Origin of the sequence: Caballeronia sp. J97, from assembly GCF_905220305.1 — a bacterium.
In the GTDB taxonomy this organism is placed as follows: domain Bacteria; phylum Pseudomonadota; class Gammaproteobacteria; order Burkholderiales; family Burkholderiaceae; genus Caballeronia.
Genome location: NZ_CAJMZL010000015.1, coordinates 62625 through 83945 on the forward strand (window position 1 = coordinate 62625; position 21321 = coordinate 83945).

The following is a 21321-nucleotide window of genomic DNA, read 5'->3' on the forward strand; positions in this document are numbered from 1 at the left end:
TGCGATGAAACGTCCCGCCTCCTTCGTCATCGCATGCGTTCTGTCGGCGGCGGCGCACGCGCAGCCGACTTTCGACGACGTGCGCGCGAACTGGCGCGGCTCCGACTGGGTGCTGCTCTCGCGCGACGGCGAGCCGCTCGCCCGCACGCGCATCGACAAGCGCGCGCGGCGCGGCGACTGGGTCGCGCTGTCGGACGTGTCACCGGCGTTGCGCGAAGCGATCGTCGTATCGGAGGACAAGCGCTTCTATGAACACGCGGGCGTCGACTGGCGCGGCGCGGCCGCCGCCGCATGGGGCAATTTGTGGAACACGCGCACGCGCGGCGCATCGACGGTGACGATGCAGCTCACCGGCCTCATCGACGATGAAGCCGTCAAGCCTGCGGGCCGGCGCTCGATCGGTGAAAAGGCCGGGCAGACGATCGGCGCGTTGTGGCTCGAACGCACCTGGCGCAAAGACCAGATTCTCGAGGCGTATCTGAATCTCGTGCCGTTTCGCGGCGAGATCGTCGGATTGTCGGCGCTGTCGCAGACGCTGTACGGAAAGGCGCCGTCCGGTCTGGACGAACGCGAGGCAGCGCTCGCCGCCGCGCTGGTGCGCGCGCCGAACGCGCCCTATGCGAAAGTCGCCGCGCGCACCTGCCTGATTCTGCGCGACATGCGGGCGCTGCACGGCGTCGCCCGAAACGCCGATCCGTGCCTCAATCTCGACAGCTACGTTCAACTCGCGCTTACGCGCCCCGCTTCCGCGCCCGCCTTCACCCAGGGCGACGACGCGCTCGCGCCGCATCTCGCGCGACGTATCGCAGGCGAAGTGCATCCGGCGGCAGGCGCACGCGTGCGCTCCACGCTCGACGCGCGCCTGCAACGCTTCGCCCGCGACACGCTCGCCCGCACGCTCGCCGAACTCAACGCGCGCGCGCATCCGCGCAACGTGCACGACGCGGCGGCCATCGTGATCGACAACCGCTCGGGCGACGTGCTCGCGTGGGTCGGCTCGGCGGGCGGCTTGTCGAACGCGCCGGAAGTCGACGCCGTGCTCGCCCCGCGTCAGGCCGGCTCGACGCTGAAGCCGTTCCTCTACGCGCAGGCGATCGACGAAAAGCGCGTCACCGCCGCCACCCTGCTCGACGACGCTCCGCTCGATCTCGCGACCGGCGGCGGCCTCTATATCCCGCAGAACTACGATCACGATTTCAAAGGCTGGGTGAGCGTGCGCACCGCGCTCGGCTCGTCGCTGAACGTGCCGGCGGTGCGCACGCTCGTCATGGTCACGCCGCATCGTTTCGCCAGGACGCTCGTCGCGCTCGGGCTGCCTTTGTCGCAAGCGGGCGATTACTACGGCTTTTCTCTCGCGCTCGGCAGCGCCGACGTCACATTGGCGACGCTCGCCAACGCGTATCGCGCGCTCGCGAACGGCGGGCTCGCCCGTCCTTTCTTCGACCTCGCGGAACATCCGCCGACGCCGGCCGCAACGCGTGTCTTCAGCCCCGAAGCGAGCTTCATCGTCACCGATATCCTCGCGGACAACAACGCGCGCACGCGCACCTTCGGCTTCGACAGCGTACTCGCCACGCGCACCTTCAGCGCCGTGAAGACCGGCACCAGCAAGGACATGCGCGACAATTGGGCAGTCGGTTTCACGTCGCGATACACCGTGGGCGTGTGGGTCGGCAATGCCGACGGCGCACCGATGTGGGACGTTTCAGGCGTGACGGGCGCGGCACCGGCGTGGAACGCGATCGTCAACTATCTGAACCGGCGATCGGATAGCCACGCTCCGCAGGCGCCTTCGAGCGTCGTGACGACGCGCGTCACGTATCAGAACGACATCGAGCCGGCGCGCGACGAATGGTTCGTGCGCGGCACGCAGATGAGCGCGGTCGGTCTCACGGCGAATGCGGCGCAGGCCGCGCGCAGCGCCAACAAGGATACGCAGGCGGCGCGCATCGGCGCTCCGACGGACGGCACGATCTTCGCGCTCGACCCCGACATTCCGCCCGCACGCCAACGCGTGTGGTTCGAGCGCGCCGACAGCGGCGCGCGCCTCGCGTGGCGCCTCGACGGCAAGCCCTACGGCCACGCTGCCCGCGCGGCATGGCTGCCCTGGCCGGGCCGGCACCTGCTCGAACTGGTCGATGCGAGAGGCGACGTCGTCGATTCGGTCGGCTTCGAGGTTCGCGGCGCGTTTGCGAAAGCGGCGGCCCCGTCGAAGTGATGCGCGAGGCACATGTCTGCAAAAAGCGTCGCGTCATCCATCCGGCGTTTCGCAACGTTAAAGATTGTGCGAGAAGCGCGGTGCGCGCGGCGGAGTCGTGCACAATGCGAGCCGTCATCGTTCGGGACGGGTTTTTGCCCTATCCTTAACGGCATCTTCTCAACCGGCCCGAACATATCGATTCATCCTTTCTCTCTTGCCTGGAGTGCCGTCATGCTGAAAAAGCTGCTGATGCTGTGCTTAGCGTTCATGCTGTCGATGGGTGCGGCTTTCGCCGCGGTCGATGTCAACACCGCCGATCAGGCGTCGTTGGAAGCGGTGAAGGGTCTGGGGCCGGTGAAGTCGAAGGCGATCATCGACGAGCGCACGAAGAACGGCCCGTTCAAGGACGCCGACGATCTCGCGACCCGCGTCAAGGGTCTCGGCACCAAGTCGGTCGCGAATCTGGAGCAGAACGGCCTGACGATCGGCGGCTCGTCGCTGCCGCCGACGGGCAAGACCTCGAAGCCCGCGACCTCATCGACGCAAGGCGGCAGCGCCGCGCCGAACTCGACGGTCAAGTCCTCGACCGCCGCCACCGGCGCAACTTCTCCCGCCGCCACGACGGCGCAGACGCCGTCCGCGACGCCAGCCGCACCCGCATCGGGAACGAAGTCGTCGAAAAAGTCGAAAAAGGATAGCGCGGCGGCAGCGACGGCGAGCGCATCGGGCGCGTCCGCCGCGAGCGATGCGAAGCCCGCCAAATCGAAGCGCAGCAAGAAAGATAAGGCCGCCAGCGCCGCGGCTGCCAGTCAGTGATTCTTCGGGGAACCTTGTCGAAGGGAATGTGCCTTCGTATGACCATCGTTGAACGGCCGCTCGCGGCCGATGCTCGCGCCGCTCCGTCCGGTTCCTAACCGCATGCGGCAGCGCGAGCAAACCCACCCCGCAACCTCTCGTAGTGAGACTGCCATGAGCCTACTCGATATTCTCGCCTCCACCCTCGGCAATTCGTCGCAACAACAAGGCGGCCAGCCAGCCCAGTCCGGCCAGGCTGCGCTGATCGCGGCGGCGCTCGCATTCGTCAACAGCCAGCCCGGCGGTCTCATGGGCCTGATCCAGCGCTTCCAGCAGCACGGCGCGGGCGACGTGGTCCAGTCGTGGATCGGCACCGGTGAGAACAAGCCCATCAGCCCCGACACGCTCACGAACGTGCTCGGCCAGGACAACGTCGGCGCGCTCGCCCAGAAGGCCGGCGTCTCGGGCGATCAGCTCTCGGGCATGCTCGCGGCGGTGCTGCCGCATATCGTCGATCGCGCGACGCCGAACGGCGAAGTGCCTGCCGAAGGCCAGCTCGATCTGAACGGCGTGCTGGGCTCGCTTGGCGGCCTCGCCGGGATGTTCGGCAAGAACGACGAGCCGAAGCAGGGCTGAGCGCGCTTTCGGCATTGCATCGAAAGCCCCGCAGGCGTCGCGCCGCGCGGGGCTTTTGCTTTTCAGCGGGCAGCGAGCTTGCGCGTCATGCCCTCGATGCAGGTGTTACGAATACAAAAAAGGGCAACGAATCGCTCCGTTGCCCTTCAGTACAAAACCGGTCGCCCGACAATCGGGCGACCCGACCGCGCTCAATGCACGACGCGATCGAACACGAACTTCCCTTCCCGCACATCGACCGGAATGACGTCCTTCGGCCCGAACCGTCCCGCGAGAATCAGCTTGGCGACCGGATTCTCGATCTCCTGCTGAATCGCGCGCTTCAGCGGCCGCGCGCCGAACAGTGGGTCGTAGCCCACCTTGCCGATCTGCTCGAGCGCCGTTTCGGACACATCGAGTTGCATGTCGAGCTTGGCGAGCCGCTCATGCAGACGCTGCAACTGGATCCTCGCGATGGACTCGATGTTCGTGCGATCGAGCGCATGGAACACGACGACATCGTCGATACGGTTCAGGAATTCCGGCCGGAAGTGCAGCTTCACTTCTTCCCACACGGCGTCCTTCACCTTTTCCTGCGGCTCGCCGACCATGCCCTGAATGACTTGCGAACCGAGGTTGGAGGTCATCACGATCACCGTGTTCTTGAAGTCGACGGTGCGGCCCTGGCCATCGGTCATGCGGCCGTCGTCGAGCACTTGCAGCAGCACGTTGAACACGTCCGGGTGCGCCTTCTCGATTTCGTCGAGCAGAATCACGCTGTACGGCTTGCGACGCACCGCTTCGGTCAGATAACCGCCTTCCTCGTAACCGACATATCCCGGCGGCGCGCCGATCAGCCGCGCGACGCTGTGCTTCTCCATGAACTCGCTCATGTCGATGCGGATGAGGTGATCTTCCGAATCGAACAGGAACGCAGCCAACGCCTTGCACAGTTCCGTCTTGCCGACGCCCGTCGGCCCCAGGAACAGGAACGAGCCATACGGACGGTTCGGGTCCGACAGACCCGCGCGCGAACGGCGAATCGCGTCCGCCACCGCGCCGATCGCTTCGTCCTGCCCGATCACACGCTCGTGCAGCTTGCTCTCGATCTGCAACAGCTTCTCGCGCTCGCCCTGCATCATCCGCGAGACAGGGATGCCGGTGGAACGCGATACGACTTCCGCGATTTCCTCGGCGCCGACCTGCGTGCGCAAAAGACGCGGACGCGTGGGGTTGTTCTGCTCCTGCGACTCGGCCTGCGTCACTTGCTTCAGACGCGCTTCGAGTTCCGGCAGCTTGCCGTACTGCAGTTCCGCGACCTTCTCCAGCTTGCCTTCGCGCTGCAGACGCGTGATGTCCGCACGCACCTTCTCGATCTCTTCCTTCAGTTGCGCGCTGCCCTGCACCGCTGCCTTCTCGGCGGTCCAGATTTCTTCGAGGTCCGAATACTCGCGATTGAGCCGCTCGATTTCCTCTTCGATCAGTTGCAGACGCTTCTGCGAAGCCTCGTCCTTCTCCTTCTTGACGGCTTCGCGCTCGATCTTCAACTGAATGAGACGACGGTCCAGCTTGTCCATCTCTTCGGGCTTCGAATCGATTTCCATCTTGATGCGCGACGCCGCTTCATCGATCAGATCGATGGCCTTGTCCGGCAAAAAGCGGTCCGTGATATAGCGATGCGACAATTCCGCCGCCGCGACGATCGCGGGATCGGTGATCTCGACGCCGTGATGCAGCTCGTACTTTTCCTGCAAGCCGCGCAGGATCGCGATGGTCGCTTCCACCGACGGTTCGTCGACGAGCACTTTCTGGAAACGCCGCTCGAGCGCCGCGTCCTTCTCGATGTACTTGCGGTATTCGTCGAGCGTTGTCGCGCCGATGCAATGCAGCTCGCCGCGCGAGAGCGCCGGCTTGAGCATGTTGCCCGCGTCCATCGCGCCTTCGGCCTTGCCCGCGCCGACCATCGTGTGAATTTCATCGATGAAGACGATGGTCTGCCCTTCGTCCTTCGCGATGTCGTGCAGCACGGCCTTCAGGCGCTCCTCGAACTCGCCGCGATACTTTGCGCCCGCGAGCAGCGCGGCCATGTCGAGCGACAGCACGCGCTTGCCCTTGAGCGTTTCCGGCACTTCGCCGTTGACGATACGCTGCGCCAGCCCTTCGACGATCGCCGTCTTGCCGACACCCGGCTCGCCGATCAGCACCGGATTGTTCTTCGTACGGCGTTGCAGGATCTGAATGGAGCGGCGAATTTCGTCGTCACGGCCGATCACCGGATCGAGCTTGCCCGCGCGGGCGCGTTCGGTCAGATCGACGGTGTATTTCTTGAGCGCCTCGCGCTGGCTCTCCGCGTCCTGGCTGTTGACCTGCGCGCCGCCGCGCACGGCGTTGATCGCCGCTTCGAGCGCCTTGCGCGACAAGCCGTGCTGCTTCGCGAGCCGGCCGGCTTCGCCGCGATCGTCCGCGACGGCGATCAGGAACATCTCGCTCGCGATGTAGGTGTCGTTGAGCTTCTGCGCTTCCTTGTCGGCGGCATTCAGCAGACCTGCGAGCTCGCGGCTCACTTGAACATTGCCGTCCGTGCCCTGAACTTGCGGCAGGCGGTTGATCGCTTCGTTCAGCGATGTCTGCAGCGCCTGAACCTGCACGCCCGCGTGCGACAGAAGCGAGCGCGCGGAGCCGTCCTGCTGCGCGATCAGCGCCGCAAGCAGATGCACAGGCTCGATGTACTGATTGTCACGTCCGACTGCCAGGCTCTGCGCGTCGGACAGCGCTTCCTGGAATTTGGTGGTGAGTTTGTCGATTCTCATTTTTTAAAAGCTCCAATTCTGAATACGTTCAAAATGAGGCGCTTTTTGTCACTTTCAAGCATTGTTTAGCTCATTAAGTGCACTTTTTTGCTCTTCGACAATGACCGCGGCGACCGTCTCCGTACGCGCTCAGGATGGACCCGCGGCCGGCGCGAATCCGCCCGGCGTCATCGGCGCGATGCTGACGATGCCGAGCAGCCGCGCGAGATCGTTCGCGGGATGCGCGAGTTCGCCGACCGTATGCTTGTCGAGCTCAGCGAGAAAAGCGTCGCGCGCGGCCGCCAGCACGCCGCGCAGCCGGCAGCTCGGCTGAATCACGCAGCGCAGCTGCGGTGTGCCTGCCTGATCGGTGTCCTGAGTCGCGAAGCAGCCCACGATCGAAAAATCGCTCTCGGTCTTGCGCACGATATCGCCGATCGTCAGCTCCCTCGACCGCGAGGCGAGCCGCAGCCCGCCGTTGCGGCCGCGCACGGTCTCGACCCAGCCGAGCTCGCCGAGCTGCTGGACGATTTTCATCAGGTGATTTTTGGAGATGCCGTAGGCGTCCGAGATTTCCTGAATCGTCGAAAGACCGGAAGGTCGAACGCAGAGATAGAGCAGGACGCGCAGCGAATAATCGGTGTAATCGGTAAGTCGCATGATCTCGCGCGAAGAGAGTTGAATGCAAAACGCATCGGGGATTCGACGGGACGTGCGTATCGTCAAAAAGTCCGCGTAAAGACAGAGGACGATGACACGAACAGACGCGGCTGACTTAACATCGGCGCGCCGCCCGCAGGCGGTGTGACCGGGACGCACGGAATCGGGGAAGAACGACCATGCGATTCGTACAACGAGGCCGCGTGAATCTGGTTCAGGCGCAAAAGCAACATTTTGCGTCATCTTGATATGCTTCGTCAGCAAAATATCTGATCGTCACGCCCTTTGCTTGACCCATCGACATGAACCCCGAACACTCCGACACCGACGCGCCGCGAGAACGAGAGCCCAGCGAAGCCAACATCCGCGCGCTGGTCGAAGCCTTCTATTGCCGCGTCGACGACGATCCGCTACTCGGCCCGATCTTCACGCGCGCGCTCACCGGCCGCTGGGACGAGCATCTCGCCAAGATGACGACCTTCTGGTCGAGCCTCGTGCTCGGTTCGAAGCAATATCGGGGGAACGTGCAGGAAGCGCATCGCCCGATCGACGATATCGAGCCGCGTCACTTCGCGCGCTGGCTGTCGCTGTTTCTGAACACCGTCGAGTCGCGCTACGAGCCGGCCGCCGCCGTGCAGTTCATGGAGCCAGCGCTGCGCATCGCGCAGAGTCTTCAGCTCAGCAAGTTCGGCTGGGATTATCAGATTCCCGCGGAACAGCAGGCATTGCTCGCCGCGCTCAAGCGTCAGCGCACCGGTGACGCACCCGAGCCGCGCTTTCCCGAACGTCCGGACGCCGAGCCGTTTCCGGCCAAGTTCATCGGGAAATCCGCCGACGAGAATTGACGCCGGTCAGGAGCGCTCGCGTTGCCAGCGCCCGAGCGCCGCATCGTCGGATTCGCGCGCATCGACCCAGCGCTCGCCCGCTTCCGTCTTTTCCTTCTTCCAGAACGGCGCTTGCGTCTTGAGGTAGTCCATGACGAAAGCGCACGATTCGAACGCCTCCGCGCGATGCATCGCCGTGGTCGCGACGAGCACGATCTGGTCGAGCGGCTTCAGTTTGCCCACCCGATGCACGATCAGCACGTCCGAGCCGCGCCAGCGCTCGCGCGCCTGATCGGCGATCGCTTCGAGCGATTTTTCCGTCATGCCGGGGTAATGTTCGAGTTCCATCGTTTCAACGGCGCTGCCCTCGTTCAGGTCGCGCACGGTGCCGACGAAGCACGCGACCGCGCCCACCTTCGGATTGTCGGCGCGCAGCGCGGCCACTTCCGCGCTGATGTCGAAATCGGCCTCCTGGACGCGAATCTTGGAACGCGCGCTCATCTCAACCACCCGTGACCGGCGGAAAAAACGCGACTTCGCAGCCCTCGGTGATGCGCTGCGACGGATTCGTCATCACGTGATTGCAGGCCATGCGCAACGCGCGGCCTTCCGCGAGCGCCTCTGCCCACACACCGCCGCGCAGGCGCAGCCAGGCGCGCACGTCGCCGACATTGACCACCGTGTCCGGCACGCTGACCGTCTCGTTCGCGACGCCCAGCGCTTCGCGCACGCTCGCAAAAAACCTCAGTTCGACTTTCATGTCCGGCTCGTCCTTACCGCGTCAGTTCTGAAAATGGGATGAAGCGCACGATCTCGCCTGCGCTGATCGCATGATCGGGCGGATTGTCGATGAGACCGTCGCCCCACACGGTCGATGTCAGCACGGCCGAACTCTGATTCTCGAAGAGATCGAGCCCGCCCGATTCGTTCACCCGCGCGCGCAGGAATTCATTGCGCCGGTCGCCTTTTTTCTGGGCGAAGTCGGCGCGCATCGAATAGACGCGCGGCGCGACGTTCGTCACGCCCGCGAGCCGCAACAGAAACGGCCGCACGAACAGCAAAAAAGTGCAAAAGCTCGAAACCGGATTGCCCGGCAAGCCGATGAAGAACGCCTCGCCGCCGTCATCGCCGCGTCGCACCGCGCCGAACGCGAGCGGCTTGCCCGGCTTCATCGCGATCTGCCACATCGAAATGCGCCCTTCGGCCTCGACCGCCGGCTTTACGTGATCTTCCTCGCCGACCGACACGCCGCCGCACGTCAGAATGAGATCGTGGTCCGTGGCCGCGCGCCGCAAGGTTTCGCGCGTCGCATCGAGCCGATCCGGCACGATGCCGAGATCCGTCACCTCGCAGCCGAGCCTCGCGAGCAGCGCGCGCAGCGTGAAGCGGTTCGAGTTGTAGATCGCGCCGGGCTCGAGCGGCTCGCCCGGCATGCGCAACTCGTCGCCCGTGAAAAAGATCGCGACGCGCACGCGCCGCACGACATCGAGCTGCGCGCACCCGACCGATGCCGCAAGCCCGAGCGCTTGCGGCGTGAGGCGCGTGCCCGAGGGGAGAATCACGGAATCGCGCCGGATGTCCGCGCCTTGCCGCGTGATCCACTCGCCCGCCGCGGGCGTCTGCGCGAACGCGACGCGCCCGTCGTCCGAGAGGTGCGCCATCTCCTGCATGACGACCGTATCCGCGCCGGGCGGCACGGTCGCGCCGGTGAAGATGCGCGCGGCCGTGCCCGCCGCAAGCGGCGCGGCCGCGTGGCCCGCCGGGATGCGCTGCGAGACCGGCAGCGCGACCGGCGCGCCTTCGCTCGCGCCGGCGAGATCGGCGGCGCGCACCGCGTAACCGTCCATCGCGCTGGTGTGCATCGGCGGGACATCGAGCGGCGAAGTCACGTCGGCGGCGAGCACGCGGCCGAGCGCATCGAGCGTGTCGACGCGCTCGCGAGCGTCGACCTGACGCGCGGCGTCGAGCAAACGGCCGAGCGCCTCGGCGGTGGCGAGCATCGGAGAACGGCTGGAAGCGGCTGGGGTGGATGACATGGGGTTCGTTTCGGACGCCCGAGGCGCCCTGATCGTGAAAAGGGACACTGCAATTCCGATCAACTATTGTAGCGAGAAGGCAGGCGCCGCACCTTCGGTCCCGGGCAGGCCGATCATGCGCCGCGACTGATACCGCAATCCACTTGAGCGTCTCAAAGCCGCCGCGGTGCGGTGATACACTCGCAGCACACTTCCCACGTCCATTTCCATGAAATTCTGTTCCCTCTGCGGCCACGGGGTCGGTCTCGCCATTCCGCCCGGCGACAACCGCGAGCGCTTCGTGTGCAACAACTGTGGCACCGTTCACTACCAGAATCCGCGCAACGTCGTGGGCACCGTGCCGGTGTGGGACGACAAGGTGCTGCTGTGCCGGCGCGCGATCGAGCCCCGATACGGATACTGGACGTTGCCGGCCGGCTTCATGGAAATGCAGGAAACGACGAGCGAAGGCGCCGCGCGCGAAACGCTCGAGGAAGCGGGCGCGCGTGTCGAGATCCAGAGTCTGTTCACGCTGCTCAACGTGCCGCACGTGCATCAGGTGCATCTGTTCTATCTCGCGCGGCTGCTCGATACCGAGGTCGATCCCGGCGAAGAGAGTCTGGAAGTGAAGCTCTTCGAGGAAAGCGAGATTCCGTGGGACGAGATCGCCTTCCCGACGGTCGGACAGACGCTGCGTTTTTTCTTCGCCGACCGCGCCGCCGGCAATTACACGCTGCACACGGGCGACATCTTCCGCACGCTGCGCGACGGCTGATCGCCTCGCTGGCCGACACATCACCGCACGCCGCCCTCCCGAGAACATGGTTCCCTGGCTCGCCGACGACGATCCCTTTCCGCCCGTCGAGCGCGCGCTCGGCGCGGCGAGCGGCGCGCCGGGCCTGCTCGCCGCGAGTGCGGATCTGCTGCCCTCGCGGCTCATCGACGCCTACGGGCGCGGCATCTTCCCGTGGTATTCGGACGGCCAGCCCGTGCTGTGGTGGAGTCCGGACCCGCGCATGGTGCTGTTTCCGGCCGAGTTCAAGGTGTCGGATTCGCTGCGCAAGACCCTGAAGCGTGTCGTGCGCGATCCGGACTGGGAAGTCCGCGTCGACGACGACTTTCCGGCAGTGATGCGCGCCTGCGCCGACACGCCGCGCGATGGCCAGCGCGGGACATGGATTACCTCGGATATCGTCGACGCGTACACGACACTGCATCGCGCGGGCAGCGCCCACAGCATCGAAACATGGCACGGGGGCGTGCGTGTCGGCGGACTGTACGGCGTCTCGTTCGGGCGCATGTTCTTCGGCGAATCGATGTTCGCGCACAAGACCGATGCATCGAAAATCGCGCTCGCGGCACTCGTCGGACACTTGCGCCGCAATCAAATTGAGATGATAGACTGCCAGCAGAACACGTCGCATCTGGCGTCGTTGGGCGGTCGCGAGATCGCACGCCGCGCGTTCGTCACGCATCTCAGACGGGCGACGACGGAACCGGCGATCGGCTGGCGCTTCGATAAATCCGTCCTCCTCGACGTGCTGGCACGCTGAACGCTCCACGCGTGACGCCCCGAGCGACACATGAACTGCAGCCGCCCTCGCGCGTGACGCCAATCTCGCGCGCCGGCGGCAACGACGAGACGACGCCTGCGAGAGCCGCCAACGTGACACATCCGAACGAGCTGCCGCTGTCACCGCTTTCCGCGCTGCAATTCTATGCAACAGCGCCCTACCCTTGCAGCTATCTGGAAGGGCGCGTCGCACGCTCGCAAGTCGCCACGCCGAGCCATCTGATCAACTCCGACGTCTACACCGAACTCGTCAAGGCCGGCTTCCGGCGCTCGGGCGTCTTCACCTATCGCCCGTATTGCGACGGCTGCCGCGCCTGCGTGCCGGTGCGCGTGCCGGTCGCGCGCTTCGTGCCGAACCGCGCGCAGCGGCGCGTGTGGAAGCAGCACGGCAATCTGGTGGCGAGCGTCGCGCCGCTGCATTACGACGAAGAGCATTACGCGCTCTACATGCGCTATCAGTCGGCGCGTCATGCGGGCGGCGGCATGGACCGCGACAGCCGCGACCAGTACGAGCAGTTCCTGCTTCAGAGCCGGATCAATTCGCGTCTCGTCGAATTCCGCGAGCCCGCGCATCCGGGCCATCCGGACGAGCCCGGCGAGCTGCGCATGATCAGCATGATCGACATCCTCGGCGACGGGCTTTCGTCTGTGTACACGTTCTTCGAACCCGATCTGCCAAAGACCAGCTACGGCACGTTCAACATCCTTTGGCAGATCGAGCAGGCGAAGAGTCTCGACTTGCCGCATGTCTATTTGGGCTACTGGATTCGCGAAAGCGAAAAGATGGCCTACAAGGCGAATTTCCGGCCGCTGGAAGGCCTGGTCGACGGCCGCTGGACGCTGCTCGATCCCGCGAACACGCAATCCGCGGGCACATTGCCGATGCCCGGGCGCATGCTTGGACCGCTCCAGCCGAAGTAGCCTCGGAAGTCACCGAACGCAGTCGGACCGGGCCGCCGTCCGAAACCGCTAAAATAGCGGTCTTAAAAAAATTCGCCGTCGCCGGCTTTCACTTCGTGTTCAGTTCCCTCTATCCGATCGCGCGCTCGCATCTCTTCAAGATGGACGCGGAAGACGCTCATCACCTGACGCTGCGCATGCTGGGCGCCGCCGGCCGCACCGGGCTCGCCGGCATGCTCGCCACACGCGGCCCCGATTCGCCCCGCACCGTCATGGGCATCACGTTCCGCAACCCCGTCGGTCTCGCGGCCGGACTCGACAAGGACGGCGCGTGCATCGACGGGCTCGCGGCGCTCGGCTTCGGCTTCATCGAAGTGGGCACCGTGACGCCGCGCGCGCAACCTGGCAATCCGCGTCCGCGCATGTTCCGGTTGCCCGAGGCGAACGCGATCATCAACCGGATGGGCTTCAACAACGGCGGCGTCGATCAGTTCGTCGACAACGTGAAGGCCGCGCATTATCGCGGCGTGCTGGGCCTGAACATCGGCAAGAACGCCGATACGCCGATCGAGCGCGCCGCCGAGGACTATCTCTATTGCCTCGAGCGCGTCTATCCGTTCGCGAGCTATGTGACGATCAACATTTCGTCGCCGAACACGAAGAATCTGAGGCAGCTTCAGGGCGCGGGCGAACTGGATTCGCTGCTGGGCGCGCTCAAGGAAAAGCAGGCGCGTCTGTCCGATCTGCACGGCAAGCTGGTCCCGCTCGCGCTGAAGATCGCGCCCGATCTCGACGACGAGCAGATCAAGTCGATCGCGGGCACGCTGCTGGCTCACAAGATCGACGGCGTGATCGCGACCAACACGACGCTCTCGCGCACCGCCGTGACCGGCATGAAACACGGCGACGAAGCCGGCGGCCTGTCCGGGCGACCCGTGTTCGATGCTTCCAACGAAGTGATTCGCAAGCTGCGCGCGGAAGTCGGGACCGACGTGCCGATCATCGGCGTGGGCGGGATTTTCTCGGGCGAGGACGCGCGCGCGAAGCTGGCGGCGGGCGCGTCGCTGGTCCAGCTTTATACGGGGCTGATCTATCGCGGTCCCGCGCTGGTGAAGGAGTGTGTCGAAGCGCTCGCGTGAATTACGTCACGCCGCATATAGACATAAGCAAACGATATGACGTTGCGATTGCATTTTCACTATGATCGCCGCATCTAAAAAAGACGCTGTGCTCATCAAGAGGAAAACAACACGATGAAACTGTCCACGCTCAAGAAGCTCGTCGCCGCCAGCCTGATCGGTGCGGCATTCACTGCCGTCACCACCGCCGCCCACGCCGAAGACCTGCTGGATCAGGTCAAGCAGCGCGGCACGCTGCGCGTGGGTCTCGAAGGCACTTTCCCGCCGTTCAACTCGAAAGCGCCCAACGGTGAGCTGGTCGGCTTCGACGTCGATATCGCCAAGGCGGTCGCCGCCAGGCTCGGCGTGAAGCCCGAATTCGTCACGACCGAATGGAGCGGCATCATCGCGGGCTTGCAGGCCGGCAAGTTCGACGTGATCGTGAATCAGGTCGGCATCACCGATGCGCGCAAGCAGACGCTCGATTTCTCGCCCGCGTACACGTATTCGAACGCGCAGCTGATCCAGCGCAGCGACGACAAGCGCGAATTCAAGACGCTCGAAGAACTGAAGGGCAAGAAGCTCGGCGTCGGTCTCGGCACGAACTATATGGACATGGCGAAGTCGGTGCCGGGCATCGACGTGAAGACGTATCCGGGCGCGCCCGAATATCTGCGCGATCTCGCCGCCGGCCGTCTCGACGCCGCGCTCAACGACCGCCTGATGCTCGCGTACCTGCTGAAGAATTCGCAACTGCCGCTGCGCACGGGTGCGAACGTCGGCGCGGGCAATCCGTCGGGCATTCCGTTCAAGAAGGGCAATCCGAAGTTCGCGAAGGCGATCGACGACGCGATGACTCAGCTCGAAGCCGACGGCACGTTCACGAAGATCTCGGACAAGTGGTTCGGCATCGACGTGACGAAGCCTGCGAAGTAAGTCGGCGCGCTTTCGCGCCATCGGGGCGGCATCGTCTGGCGATGCCGCCCTTCGCTTTTTCGCTGCCGGTTTATGATGTGCGCTTTGTGCGCATCGGACGATCCGATCCGCGCACGCGTTCTTTCACCGCTTTTCCGTTCATGTCCACGACATCCCTGCTCGTTCAATCGGCGCCCGTGCTGGCGCAAGGCGCGCTGCTGACGATCAAGTTCGCGCTCTACTCGATGTTCTTCGGCCTCATCGCGGCCGTCGTGCTGGCGTTGATGGGCATCAGCCAGAATCGCGCGCTCGTCGCGATCGGACGTTTCTACGTCAGCGTGATGCGCGGCACGCCGCTGCTCGTGCAGATCTTCGTGATCTACTACGGCCTGCCGAGCCTCGGCATCTCCCTCGAACCGACGCCCGCCGGCGTGATCGCGCTGTCGGCGAATGTCGCCGCTTATTTGTCGGAGAGCATGCGCGGCGCGATCCTCGGCATCCACGCCGGGCAGTGGCTCGCGGCCTACAGCCTCGGGCTGTCGCGCACGCAGACGCTGCGCTACGTGATCGGGCCGCAGGCGCTGCGCATCGCGGTGCCGAGCCTGTCGAACAGTCTCATCAGTCTGATCAAGGACACGTCGCTCGTATCGGTCATCACCGTGACCGAGCTTTTGCGGAGCGCCCAGGAAGTGATCGCGGCGACCTATCAGCCGCTGCCGCTCTATCTCGCGGCGGCGTTCGTCTACTGGATTTTGTGCAGCGTGCTCGAATTCGTGCAGCGCATTTTCGAGCGGCGTCTCGCACTGCCGGGACGGCACTGAAATCGAAAAAGCCGCTCGACGAGCGGCTTTTTCGCATCAGTCGGTCTCGAAGGGAAAGCGCAGCCGCAGATCGCGCCGCGCGGCGTCGATGATCGAGATCATGCGCATCGACGTCGCGTGCGGCATCACCGGGCTTTCGGTTTCCCCGGCGCGCAGCAACGCGCAGAAATGCGCGGTTTCGTAGTTGAGGCCGCCGCCCGAGAACGGCTCGTCGAGTTCGACCTTGCGTCCGTCCGTGTAGGCGATCGTCGCGCGGGCGGGATTCCACCAGTTCTCGTGGATCGTCACCGTTCCGAGCGTGCCGCCGATGAGCGCGTCGCCCCGGCCTTGCAGATCGAGTCCGCAGAACAATTGCGCGATGCCGCGCTCGTGGCGCACGTTCAGGCTCGCGAAGACATCGACGCCGGTCGCACCGAGCCGGCCGATGGTCTGCACGTCGAGCGCCTCGCCCAGCCAGTCGACCGCGAGAAACGCCTCGTAGATGCCGATGTCGAGAAGCGCGCCGCCGCCGGCTTCGAGCGAGAACGACGGATGATCGAGCGGCACGTTCGCCATCGAGCAGCCCGCGCGCACCAGCCCGATCTCGCCGATCGGATCGCGCTCCAGATGCTCGCGCAAGCGGCGATAGAGCGGATAGAACGGCGGCTTCATCGCTTCCATGAAGAGCAGCTTCGCCGCGCGCGCCGCGTCGATCATGCGCTGCAGGTCACGCGCATTCACGGCGGCGGGCTTTTCGCACAGCACCGGCTTGCCCGCCGCGAAGGCGCGCAATGCGTACTCCGGATGACTGTCCTGCAAGGTCGCGATGTAAAGCGCGTCGATGGATTCGAGCATCGCGTCGAAATCGGCGAATGCGCGCGCATCGAACGCCTCCGCCAACGCACGCGCCGGTTCCTCGCGGCGCGACCAGACGCCCGCGAGCCGCGCCCCTTCGACATGGGCGAGACTGTCCGCGAAGCGCCGCGCGATGCGCCCCGCGCCGACGATCCCCCAGCGTATCGTTGCTCCGTCGATGTTCGTATCGGTCAATCCGGCCTCCGTGCGCCATGTTCGTCGTGCGACGCATTGTGCCTGATTGCATCGCATGACGAATCCGCGCGGCGGGCCAGAGACGAAAAAAGCCGGGACGCGTCCCGGCTCCATGCTTTCAGCACATCGGCCCCATCGACCGATGCGCGGGGAACGCGTCATACGCCCGCGGAGGCGTTCACGTTCGGCGACGCCGGCTGGCTGTTCACACGCTCCAGCGAGAACGCGCGGCCCACTTCCTCCGCGGCGAGATCGACGAGCGCGCGCGTCGCGGCTTCGGCGGCCGCGGGATCCTTGGCCTCGATCGCCTCGACGACGCTTTTCTGCGCCGCGAGCGTCGCCTCGCGCACGGACTCGATGCCGTCGACGATCGGATTGACCGTCACCAGCGCGCCGCGCACGATCGCCGTCATCTGACGAAAGAACTGGTTGCCGCTCGCCGCGACGATGCGCGTGTGCAGCACCTCGTCGGCCGCCTGATATTCCGGCTCGCCCACCTGCAGACGCGAGAGCGTGTCGAACGCGTCGCGGATGCCGGCGATCTCGTCGGGCGTCGCACGCGCGGCCGCCAGCGCTGCCGCGCGCGGCTCGATCAGCATGCGGAATTCGATTACATCGCGCAAAAATGTCTGATCGGGCTTGGCGCGAAAACGCCAGCTCACCACGTCCTCGTCGATGAGACGCCAGTCGCTCATCGGACGAATGCGCGTGCCGGTTTTCGGCCGCACGTCCAGCATGTGCCGCGCAAGCAACATCGACAGCGCCTCGCGCATGACGGTGCGGCTCACGTCGAACTCCTTCGAGAGGATGTCCTGCGGTGGCAGTATCGCGCCATATTTTTGCTCGACGATCCCTGAGACGAGTCCGTCCATGACCTTCGCCACCAGCGATCGCTCTTTGTTGTCATCCATCTCGCTTCTCCCCTTCTCGCCTGTTCCGTAGCCGTGTGTATGAGCGCATCGCTTTCGCTTCCCGGGCTGCGAAAGGCACGACGGGTTCCCGACAGGTCCATTCGTCGTGCTTGATACGTTGCGTCTTCGTTGCTTCGAATGCCAGTGAGGAATTTCCTGACAGGGTAATCCCTCTGACCTCGGCATCACTGTTTCGTTTTTTTTCTTTCTTGCCGCTGCACGTGCATCTGTTGCGCTCGCGCCGCGCGCGCGCAGGCATTCATCAGGGAAACTGAAGAATGGCGGCGTCGCAGCGCGGCGTGTGCGTTCTGTCCGGCCCTCTGTTGTCGCTGGACCGATCATGCACTCATTTGAGCAAGCATCTCGTAGGCTTTCTGTGCGAACGCGAACGGAAGGCCGCTGGCATGAGCCTTTTGTATGATCGGACGGTTTGGACGAAAAGGCCGTGCTACGGCGCGAGCGGGGCGATTTGTCAGCCCTATGCTTAAATCGCGCCATCTGTCGTTCGACGGTTTCTGGTATCGAGCGTGACCTGCCGGCGTTGCATCGCTTCGCGCTCGTTAAGCGTGTGCTGATACACCGCAATATAGTCGTTGCAGACTCTTTCGACCGAAAGCGGCTGCAGGTTTTGGCGTGCGCGCACCGCCAGTTGGCCACGCGCCTGGCGGTCGAGCAACAGCCAGTGCAGCTTCGCCGCCGCCTGCGCGATGTCGCCGGCGGGCACGAGCACGCCGGCCGCGCCGTCGTCGAGCATGTCGGGGATGCCGCCCACGCGCGTCGCGACGATCGCGCAGCCCGCCTCGCGCGCCTCCGCGATCACGAGCGGACTCGGGTCTTCACGCGACAGAAGCGCGAACACGTCCGCGCTCGCGAAATATGGCCGCGCGTCCGCGACGAAACCGGTGAAGTGCGTGACCTCCGCGATGCCGAGCTCGGCCGCGAGCGCTTCCATCGAGCCGCGATCGGGGCCATCGCCGACAAGGTACAGATGCGGCTCGGGCATGAACTCGCGCTCGCTCGCGGACCTCTCGCGCACGAGCGCGAACGCATGCAGGAGATCCGCGACGCCCTTCCTGCGATACATGCCCGCCACGCAGACGATATTCGGATGCTTCAGCCGCACCGGCTTCGCCGCTGGCCGGCACACGAGCCGCGGCGCCCCCACCGCGCCGTTGAGCACGACCGACATGCGCTCGGGGCCGATGCCGCGCGCCTCCATGTCCAGTGCGAGCTCGCGGCTCACGGCCACCATGCGATCGCCGGCGCGCACGAGCGTTGCGCTCTTCTGCAGTTCGTGATGCACCGTCGTCACGAGCGCGAAGCGTCGCCGCATGCTGCCGAAACGCGAGATGAGCGCGCCGGTCATCATGTGCGCGTGCACGATGTCGGGATCGAAACGATCGATGAGACGATTGAAGCCCGCGATCATCGACGGCACGCGCCACGGCTGCCGCGACTGCTGCAGCGAAACATGCGTGATGCCGTGCCGGCGCAGGAGCGGCTCGAAGCCGCCGCCGGACGAGGCCACCACGACGTCCTGCCCCATGCGCGCCTGCATGCAGGCGAGATCGACCATCATGTTGACGGTGCCGTTGCCGATCGTCTGCGCGTGATTGGCGAGATGGACTATTCGCATGAGATAGGCTGTTTGCACGCTCGCCGGCACGCGCCGGCGGCGTTGATCTTATTGTTTCGAGGGCGCGTTTCGAAGCGTGCTGCGCCGCCTCGACCGCGTTGTTATTGCGTTTTTATCGCTTTGTTATTGCCTCGATGCCCCGACGGTCCACGCCTGTGATGCTGCTGACTGCTGCGTTGGTTGCTTTCGCCGCGCGCGCCGGTTGCGATGCACGCGGCGCGTCGCTGATGGCTTACAGCAATTCGTACGTCGTGGCGTTCTCGCCCGGCGCGAACTGAGCCTTGCTCGCGCCGATCGCCTCGCGCGGCTGCCGGCTCTTTCTCGTCAGACCGATATAGGGCATGCCGTGCTCGAGAAACGGTCCTTCGGTCTTGCGAAAGCCGAACGCCTCGTAGAAGCCTCGGAGGCTCACCGGCGCGGTCAGGCGCACGCCTCGGCCGGGCCAGCGCTCGGCGCTCACCGCGAGCACGCGCTCGATCAGCGCATGCGCGGTGCCGTCGCCGCGACGCAGCGGGCTCGTCAAGATCTTGTCCACCACGACTTCCGGATCTTCCGCGTCGCCCTCGTGAATGCGTGCATAGGCGAGCACGGGCATCGAACGGCTCATGTCTTCGGCGGCGAATACGTGCGTGCCGGTTTCATCGCGGCCATCGGGGTCGAGATGGACGTGCGACTGTTCGACGACGAACACCGCACTGCGCGCGCGCAATATCAGATAAAGCTCTCGCGCAGTGAGTTGTTCGAAATCCAGGGTCTTCCAGTTCATCGATTATCTCCATGCTTTTACCGGTAATAACCGGCGTTTGCGACGATTAAACCTTACGTGCCGACCCGCTTAAATTCAGTGCGCCATCGCACCGACCCATGCCTCGCGCGCCTTTCAAATAAGCCCGACCACACGCAAAAGGGCGTCCCGGGGAAAAGGACGCCTGCCCGACGATAAAAGCGACCGCACCACGGCCCTCGACCGGAGCGGCGGTGCGCGCTCGCGCGGAATCGATAGCGCTCGCGTAATACGGCACCTTCATGGGAAAATCACAATGCATACCGCCATCGAACGCGATAGAGACGCACAACCAGAACTACACCCGCTCCAGCGCGCACGCGGTATCGAACGCCGGCCTTTCCGGCCCGAGGTCACGGCATGAGCGCGTTCCATACGAGCGGTGTGACGGATTCCGGCGCAAGTCGTTCCCGCGTCGTGTCACTCGATCCTCTGCGCATGCGGGCGCGGCGCCATCATGCGCACGCGCTCCATCGTGGCGAACGCATCTGGCGTGAAGCGGTCGCACCCGTCGATTTGTGGATCGAAATTCTGCACGGCAACGCGCTCGAACCGCGCGCCGCGCTTGCGTTCACCGTCGCTCAGGACTTCGAAGCCGATCAGTTCACGCTCGGCAAGCTGCCGCAGGAAGACATCGAAAAGCTCTACGGTCTGCAGGTGCAAGAGTTGTCGATGTTCGATTCGCTCGAGGAACGCGCGCTCGTGCAGACGCGCCGCGCGAACATCGTGCTCGTCGAAGTCGATGCGTTCTTCCTGCCCGACATGCGCACGACTTCGTATCACCGCGAGCATGCGAAGACGACCATCGGCATTGATGTGATCGATCCCGATGCGCGGCGTCTCGGCTACTTTCATCACACGGGTTATCACCTGCTCGACGGCGACGATTACGACGGCGTCCTGCATTCCGGCGCGATGCCGGAGCCCACGCTCTTTCCGCACGTCGAATTCGTCAAGCGTGTGCGCGAGCCGCTATCGGGCACGCCGCTCGCGGAAGTCTCGGCTGATCTGCTGTGCGCGCATCTGTTGCGGCGTCCTCTGCACAACCCCGTCACACGCTGGCGCGCGGCGTTTCCCGAGCATGTCGAAACGATGATTGCGCGGGGCGAATCCTATGCGCGCCTCTACGCGTTCAACGTGATGAGACAGCTCGGCGCGAACTTCGAACTACTCGCGCATTATCTGCAATGGATGCGCGAACAAGGCTTCGATATTCCCGTGCAGACCCACGCGGGCGCACGCAAGATCGCGAGCGAGACGATGGTCATGCAGTGCCGGCTCGCTCGCGCGCTTTCACGCGGACGGCGCGAGCTTTGCGAAACATCGTTCGACCTGATCGAAGATGCGTACGAACGCGTCATTCCGCCGCTCGCGGAAATCGTGTGCTGACCTTTTGGCCGACCTTCGCGAATTGCACGTCGCGTCTCAGCAAACGCTTGCTGCAAAAACATATTCGAGCCGCCGTTTCAAGGGATTTTTCAATCGCTTACCTGCGCAATCCCCATTTGTTTTAATGTCCTCGCGATGTCATCACGACGATTATGGCGCGGCTTTTTTTCGCGCCCGTTAATCGGTTCCGCATGAAATTGTCCCCGATGAAACATTTCGGTGCGTCTCGCACCGCGTCTGAATGACCTGCGCGGCGCGATGAATCCGACGAAATGCGCGCAAACGTTTTACGGCGATGCGCCGGTCATCGCGAACCGGAGAAGGTCGCTGCAAGCCCTGTGTGGGCT

Annotated in this window: 20 protein-coding genes; 11 read left to right on the forward strand and 9 right to left on the reverse strand. The window is 64.7% G+C overall.

Annotation, left to right across the window (positions count from 1 at the left end):
- The first annotated feature begins 4 nt into the window (after nucleotides 1-4).
- The 3 genes from pbpC (at nucleotide 5) to U4Y90_RS19815 (ending at nucleotide 3631) form a co-directional block, all read left to right on the forward strand.
- Nucleotides 5-2218: a penicillin-binding protein 1C gene (gene pbpC / locus U4Y90_RS19805; RefSeq protein ID WP_321797006.1), complete on the forward strand. Its 2214-nt coding sequence runs from the start codon at nucleotides 5-7 to the stop codon at nucleotides 2216-2218.
- 213 nt (nucleotides 2219-2431) lie between these two features.
- Nucleotides 2432-3016: a ComEA family DNA-binding protein gene (locus U4Y90_RS19810; protein WP_321797007.1), complete on the forward strand. Its 585-nt coding sequence runs from the start codon at nucleotides 2432-2434 to the stop codon at nucleotides 3014-3016.
- Nucleotides 3017-3118: 102 nt separating this feature from the next.
- Nucleotides 3119-3631 (forward strand): YidB family protein, encoded by a 513-nt coding sequence (locus tag U4Y90_RS19815; protein ID WP_415749387.1) that lies wholly within the window; start codon nucleotides 3119-3121, stop codon nucleotides 3629-3631.
- 191 nt (nucleotides 3632-3822) lie between these two features.
- On the opposite strand, the gene clpB is transcribed toward U4Y90_RS19815, so the two are convergent.
- The gene (clpB, locus tag U4Y90_RS19820) at nucleotides 3823-6420 is read right to left on the reverse strand and encodes an ATP-dependent chaperone ClpB (protein ID WP_321797009.1); all 2598 of its coding nucleotides are present in this window, start codon (nucleotides 6418-6420) and stop codon (nucleotides 3823-3825) included.
- A gap of 129 nt (nucleotides 6421-6549) precedes the next feature.
- A complete protein-coding gene (locus tag U4Y90_RS19825) occupies nucleotides 6550-7059 on the reverse strand; it encodes an Rrf2 family transcriptional regulator (protein ID WP_321797011.1) in 510 nt (169 codons plus the stop codon).
- Between the two features lie 302 nt (nucleotides 7060-7361).
- Between U4Y90_RS19825 and U4Y90_RS19830 the strand changes: the two genes are divergently transcribed.
- Entirely contained in the window at nucleotides 7362-7904 is a 543-nt protein-coding gene (locus U4Y90_RS19830; RefSeq protein WP_321797013.1) for a group III truncated hemoglobin, read from the forward strand.
- Between the two features lie 6 nt (nucleotides 7905-7910).
- Here U4Y90_RS19830 and moaE read toward each other — a convergent pair whose 3' ends face one another.
- The 3 genes from moaE to glp are packed head-to-tail and all read right to left on the reverse strand — an operon-like array spanning nucleotide 7911 to nucleotide 9883.
- On the reverse strand, nucleotides 7911-8384 hold the full coding sequence (moaE, locus tag U4Y90_RS19835; RefSeq protein WP_321797014.1) for a molybdopterin synthase catalytic subunit MoaE: 474 nt from the start codon (nucleotides 8382-8384) through the stop codon (nucleotides 7911-7913).
- Between the two features lies 1 nt (nucleotide 8385).
- Nucleotides 8386-8643, reverse strand: coding sequence for a molybdopterin converting factor subunit 1 (gene moaD / locus U4Y90_RS19840; RefSeq protein WP_321797016.1), 258 nt, complete (start codon nucleotides 8641-8643; stop codon nucleotides 8386-8388).
- Nucleotides 8644-8656: 13 nt separating this feature from the next.
- The gene (glp, locus tag U4Y90_RS19845; RefSeq protein ID WP_415749388.1) at nucleotides 8657-9883 is read right to left on the reverse strand and encodes a gephyrin-like molybdotransferase Glp; all 1227 of its coding nucleotides are present in this window, start codon (nucleotides 9881-9883) and stop codon (nucleotides 8657-8659) included.
- Nucleotides 9884-10127: 244 nt separating this feature from the next.
- On the opposite strand from glp, the gene U4Y90_RS19850 reads away from it, so the two are divergent.
- The 6 genes from U4Y90_RS19850 (at nucleotide 10128) to U4Y90_RS19875 (ending at nucleotide 15225) form a co-directional block, all read left to right on the forward strand.
- Nucleotides 10128-10673: an NUDIX hydrolase gene (locus U4Y90_RS19850; protein ID WP_321797019.1), complete on the forward strand. Its 546-nt coding sequence runs from the start codon at nucleotides 10128-10130 to the stop codon at nucleotides 10671-10673.
- A gap of 46 nt (nucleotides 10674-10719) precedes the next feature.
- Nucleotides 10720-11451 carry a leucyl/phenylalanyl-tRNA--protein transferase gene (gene aat / locus U4Y90_RS19855; protein ID WP_321797021.1) on the forward strand — a complete coding sequence of 244 codons (732 nt, stop codon included), beginning with the start codon at nucleotides 10720-10722 and terminating at the stop codon, nucleotides 11449-11451.
- A gap of 113 nt (nucleotides 11452-11564) precedes the next feature.
- Nucleotides 11565-12392 carry an arginyltransferase gene (locus tag U4Y90_RS19860; RefSeq protein WP_321797023.1) on the forward strand — a complete coding sequence of 276 codons (828 nt, stop codon included), beginning with the start codon at nucleotides 11565-11567 and terminating at the stop codon, nucleotides 12390-12392.
- 95 nt (nucleotides 12393-12487) lie between these two features.
- A complete protein-coding gene (locus U4Y90_RS19865; protein WP_321797024.1) occupies nucleotides 12488-13510 on the forward strand; it encodes a quinone-dependent dihydroorotate dehydrogenase in 1023 nt (340 codons plus the stop codon).
- Between the two features lie 114 nt (nucleotides 13511-13624).
- Nucleotides 13625-14425, forward strand: coding sequence for a cystine ABC transporter substrate-binding protein (locus tag U4Y90_RS19870; RefSeq protein WP_321797025.1), 801 nt, complete (start codon nucleotides 13625-13627; stop codon nucleotides 14423-14425).
- A gap of 140 nt (nucleotides 14426-14565) precedes the next feature.
- The gene (locus U4Y90_RS19875; protein ID WP_238214326.1) at nucleotides 14566-15225 is read left to right on the forward strand and encodes an amino acid ABC transporter permease; all 660 of its coding nucleotides are present in this window, start codon (nucleotides 14566-14568) and stop codon (nucleotides 15223-15225) included.
- A gap of 36 nt (nucleotides 15226-15261) precedes the next feature.
- On the opposite strand, the gene U4Y90_RS19880 is transcribed toward U4Y90_RS19875, so the two are convergent.
- From U4Y90_RS19880 to U4Y90_RS19895, 4 genes are all read right to left on the reverse strand, one after another.
- A complete protein-coding gene (locus tag U4Y90_RS19880; protein WP_321797027.1) occupies nucleotides 15262-16254 on the reverse strand; it encodes a Gfo/Idh/MocA family oxidoreductase in 993 nt (330 codons plus the stop codon).
- Between the two features lie 158 nt (nucleotides 16255-16412).
- Complete coding sequence (locus tag U4Y90_RS19885; RefSeq protein WP_321797028.1) at nucleotides 16413-17165, reverse strand: FadR/GntR family transcriptional regulator; 753 nt, start codon at nucleotides 17163-17165, stop codon at nucleotides 16413-16415.
- Nucleotides 17166-17649: 484 nt separating this feature from the next.
- Nucleotides 17650-18801 (reverse strand): glycosyltransferase family 4 protein, encoded by a 1152-nt coding sequence (locus U4Y90_RS19890; RefSeq protein ID WP_321797030.1) that lies wholly within the window; start codon nucleotides 18799-18801, stop codon nucleotides 17650-17652.
- 232 nt (nucleotides 18802-19033) lie between these two features.
- Complete coding sequence (locus tag U4Y90_RS19895; protein WP_321797031.1) at nucleotides 19034-19567, reverse strand: GNAT family N-acetyltransferase; 534 nt, start codon at nucleotides 19565-19567, stop codon at nucleotides 19034-19036.
- Nucleotides 19568-19945: 378 nt separating this feature from the next.
- Here U4Y90_RS19895 and U4Y90_RS19900 point away from each other — a divergent pair, with 378 nt between their 5' ends.
- Nucleotides 19946-20974 (forward strand): DUF1839 family protein, encoded by a 1029-nt coding sequence (locus U4Y90_RS19900; protein WP_321797032.1) that lies wholly within the window; start codon nucleotides 19946-19948, stop codon nucleotides 20972-20974.
- Nucleotides 20975-21321 lie beyond the last annotated feature (347 nt).